Annotated in this window: 4 protein-coding genes; 3 read left to right on the top strand and 1 reads right to left on the bottom strand. The window is 59.3% G+C overall.

Features of this window, described 5'->3' with window-relative positions:
• Positions 1–167: 167 nt before the first annotated feature.
• Positions 168–914 carry an SAM-dependent methyltransferase gene (locus ACWDU1_RS30465; protein WP_450003760.1) on the bottom strand — a complete coding sequence of 249 codons (747 nt, stop codon included), beginning with the start codon at positions 912–914 and terminating at the stop codon, positions 168–170.
• A 1,019-nt stretch (positions 915–1,933) separates the two neighbouring features.
• Here ACWDU1_RS30465 and ACWDU1_RS30460 point away from each other — a divergent pair.
• Genes ACWDU1_RS30460 through ACWDU1_RS30450 form a run of 3 tightly spaced genes read left to right on the top strand, consistent with a single transcriptional unit; the run spans position 1,934 to position 3,522 of the window.
• Positions 1,934–2,557: a hypothetical protein gene (locus ACWDU1_RS30460; protein ID WP_450003758.1), complete on the top strand. Its 624-nt coding sequence runs from the start codon at positions 1,934–1,936 to the stop codon at positions 2,555–2,557.
• A 35-nt stretch (positions 2,558–2,592) separates the two neighbouring features.
• A complete protein-coding gene (locus tag ACWDU1_RS30455) occupies positions 2,593–2,982 on the top strand; it encodes a hypothetical protein (RefSeq protein ID WP_450003757.1) in 390 nt (129 codons plus the stop codon).
• A 3-nt stretch (positions 2,983–2,985) separates the two neighbouring features.
• A complete protein-coding gene (locus tag ACWDU1_RS30450) occupies positions 2,986–3,522 on the top strand; it encodes a hypothetical protein (RefSeq protein ID WP_450003756.1) in 537 nt (178 codons plus the stop codon).
• Positions 3,523–3,819 lie beyond the last annotated feature (297 nt).

Here is a 3,819-nt window from a genome sequence, read left to right as displayed (position 1 = left end):
CGGTACGCGGTGACGATCATCGGTCTGGCAATCGCCGCGGGTATCCCCTTGCTGGTTCTGGTGTGGTGCCTGTTCTGGCCGCAGCACTAGGGCACAGCGAACGGCAGTGGCGGACGAAAGCGCGGGTTCGGGATTGGAGACCACCCGGACCCGCGCTGATCGGACCGTTAGCGAGCCATCAGTGCGAAGACACCCCAGCCGAGGTATTCCCGCTGATACCGCGTGTAGCGGGCGGGTTCGGTGGTGAGTTCGGCCCGGACCTCCCCGGCCAGCTCGTCGTCCGGATTTCCGTCGAGCCAGCGGCGGAGGTTGAGCCACTGGGCCGCCTGGTAGCGATCCCAGCTGTCGGGATCGGCGAGCACCATCTCGACGACGTCGTACCCGAGATCGCCGAACTGCTCGAGCAGATCCGGCAGGAGCCGGAAATCGCTCTTCCGGTGCGCGTGGCAGGCCCGGGCGGTTTCCTCGTCCGGCACCTCCCGCCGCCAGTACGGCTCGCCGATCAGCACCGTTCCGCCTGGACGCAGACTCTTACCCAGCAGCTCGAGGGTGCCGGGAACGCCGTCTCCGATCCAGGTAGCGCCGACGCAGGCGGCGAGGTCGACCGGTTCGTCCGAGACGAAACCGGCGGCATCGGCATGAACGAAGGTCGCCCGGTCGGTGACACCGAGTTCGGCGGCCCGGGCTCGGGCCTGCTCGGTGAACACCGTGCTGATATCCACCCCGGTCCCGGTGAACGCGTGCTCGCGGGCCCAGGTACACAGCATCTCGCCCGAACCGCTGGCGAGGTCGAGCACGGTCGTGCCGGGTGGCAGGCGCAGTGCCCGGCCCAGAGTGGCGAGCTTCTCCGGGGTGAACGGATTGTGGATGCGGTGGTTACTTTCGCGGATGGTGAAGATACGTGGTAGGTCCACGGGAGGTACTCCTCGGCTTCGATGAATTCATCGGGTCGGCAGGAAACGGTCGACCGGAGCCGGTCGCCGTCGCACGGACCGTCATCGAAATGCACCTCGCTTCGTGGGTATGGATCTTCGAGGTGGCGAATCTAGACCACCCGAGTGTCGGTTTCCACTGGTTTTCCCGTTGCGAAACTCGGTCGTCGAGCATCGGCTCCCACTTCGGGTAGGCCTCGGAGTCACGGAAGTGGCGTGAGTACAGGTCACCGCCCACGGACAGGTCGTCGATCAATGCCGCCACGATGTCGATCACGGCGATGGGGTGACGATGACGTTGTACGGCCCTTGGCCACCGGCGGACCCGCGGTACTGGATATCGGCTCTCTCATCGAGAATGCCGATCGGCCCCCGATCCGCTGTCGCAGGTCGGGGGCCAATCTCTGTGCGCCCGAGGGGATTCGAACCCCTAACCTTCTGATCCATCCCGTGGGCCCTTTCCGTCCGCTGAGGTCTGCCAGTGTCGTTGTGAGACTGAGCTTTCCGGTGAATCTGGCGATTCTGGGTTTCGTTCGGTTCGCCACTGTATGCGGACGTTTGTACGGCCAAAGTAACGCTTCTTGAGTCGCGACCCCTTGCTGGCTCTGCTGGGTGGTGGCATGCGCATACCCGGGCTGGCTACCCGCCTGCCCCGACAAGGGCCTGCCCTTCTCGCGTAGAGGCTCTAGGGTCAAGGGTGGCGACAGTCATCAGCGAAGCTGACGCCGTGGGCGCCCTTGACGCTGGACGGGCGCGAGAACACAATGCAGGCCACCATCCAGCAGCGCCACGCGACCGGAGGGCGCGAACCACCCCGAGGCATAGTCATGTTCGTCAATCGGCCTCGAAGCCACATTGTGGGGGTCCCTGCGGGTGACCGGTAACGGTGGAGACTCTCCGAGCGAAGATGGAGCAGATAGCTAGCCGGTGTGCCTCACGCTGTGTAAGACTGTCTCTAGACCGAACCCATCCCGCACTCCTGGCCGATGAAAGGATCGCAGGTGTCTTTAGCATCCTTTAATATCGTGTTGGTTGGTGAGAATTTCCCAATAGCAAACATTAAAGCATCTGATTTCACATTCAATTTTCGACAAATGAAGGAAATTTTGCGTGTGCCTGTCGCGCTACAGGCGGAGGACAGGAATGTCCGTATGCAAATCATTCCGGATAGATTCGAAGCCGGTGTAAATGAACCGCAGAACCCCATGGTTGACGCAAACCGGCTATCGACCATGGTGGAAACGGTGTTTGAATATGTAGGGCCGAAGTCAATAAAAGCGGTCGGTCACAATGTACAGTACTTTATAGAGGGCACAGAAGAGTTCAAGAGGGAGCTCTCCAAGTCTCTATTGAGTGATCGCCTAGTGCATAATTCTCTCAACCTTTCGCTGGCCAGTGCGGATGTGTACTTGTATTTCTATACCTCAAATGGGCAGAAGGGGCGTTTGGCGTATCTGACGGAGACTGAAAATCCCAGGACGGTTCTCGACTTCAACATCAACTACGATGTGTCTAAAGAGGGTAATGCCCGACAGGCTATTGCCAATCTCCAGAATTCCATTTCCGAGATAGAGGAGATCGCGCTTCGGGCAGGGAAGCTCTTGGATTCGGAGCAGGTGACATGAGTACGAGTCGGCGTAACTTCTATGATCGCGCCCCGGTGGACTCCGGTGAGCTGGGCGATCCCGGGGTTGAATTCTTGCAGCGTCTAGTAAACCGTTATGCTGGCTTCGATTGGAACCGAATCTCCGGCGCGCAGCGGGATCTCTTTGTTCACTTTCTGTCGGGATCGGTCCCGACTGATAGCTCTAGCCCCTCTATTGAGCGGTCTATCAGTGCAAACCGAGGCTGGAACCGCGTCGATCAGCTATTGGAGAACTTCGACAGGGTAATCAATTCTGGCGTAAGTGATCTTCCGGATGCGTCCGAATCCGAACACGCCGAAGAGTTCTTTCTGTCTAATCCGGTAGTCGTCCCGGAAGCATGGTTCCGGGAGCTTGGTAACTATCGAGCAGGCGCGGAAATTGATCTCCCTTGGGCTGAGGATTAGCCTGTGTTTGAGCCAGTTGCAGGCGACTCCTTGCGGCAAGGTGATATTTGTATGGTCTCCTCCTTCCCGAAATGGTCGGTGGGAGATTTGGCGGGGGTACTGCCCGGTACTACCAAAAAGGGCATCCTCGTCGCCGACTGGGATAGGTTAGTTGAGGTCCAGCAGCAGAAGCTGGTATGCGTTTGTTCGTATGACTGTGATCTTGAAAACCCTCGCTCGCGCTCCGGAATATTGCTTGCACCCGTTATCCGGTTGCCGGCATCTCCTGGCTCGCCTCAGCATGAAAGCATCTCGTCAAGTTGGAGGGCTAATGATGACGGCGCGTTCGACCACCTGAATATTTTCCCACTGAAATTCGACTCTGCAGGAGATGAGTATCCAGATCACGCAGTGGTGGACTTCAGTGCGGCATCTACCTTGGGTACCGCTGAAAAAGCCGTTCAGAGTCTCGAAAAGACAAAGCTCTTTGAGATGACCGACGTTTTTCGTACGTGGTTTCAAAAAAAGATTGCCATCTTCTATGCTCGGCCAGGTAGCTAGCGTCACACGCTTGCCTAAGCGTCGTTTCGACGACTCTGTGTATCTGGGCCACAGCCAGTCACCCCGGGCGTTGCCTGCCGATCCCTGCTCGGGCTGCGGGAGACCAAGCCGGTTACGGCTCTCGTCGTGCCCACACTTCTCGGTTATCGAAAATTCAGCAATCGCGGATCGGTGGGTGCTGGCGCAGCGTGCCGCCGACGCGTCGACGCGCCGCGCGACCGCAGTTCAGGGAGCGCGCTGCTTGTCGCAGCGTCGGCGGCGGCGCGCAGCGCCGGCGCCTCTTGATCCTGTATGGCG

This window comes from Nocardia sp. NPDC003345 (assembly GCF_053589395.1).
This window is presented reverse-complemented; position numbering and strand designations above follow the sequence as displayed.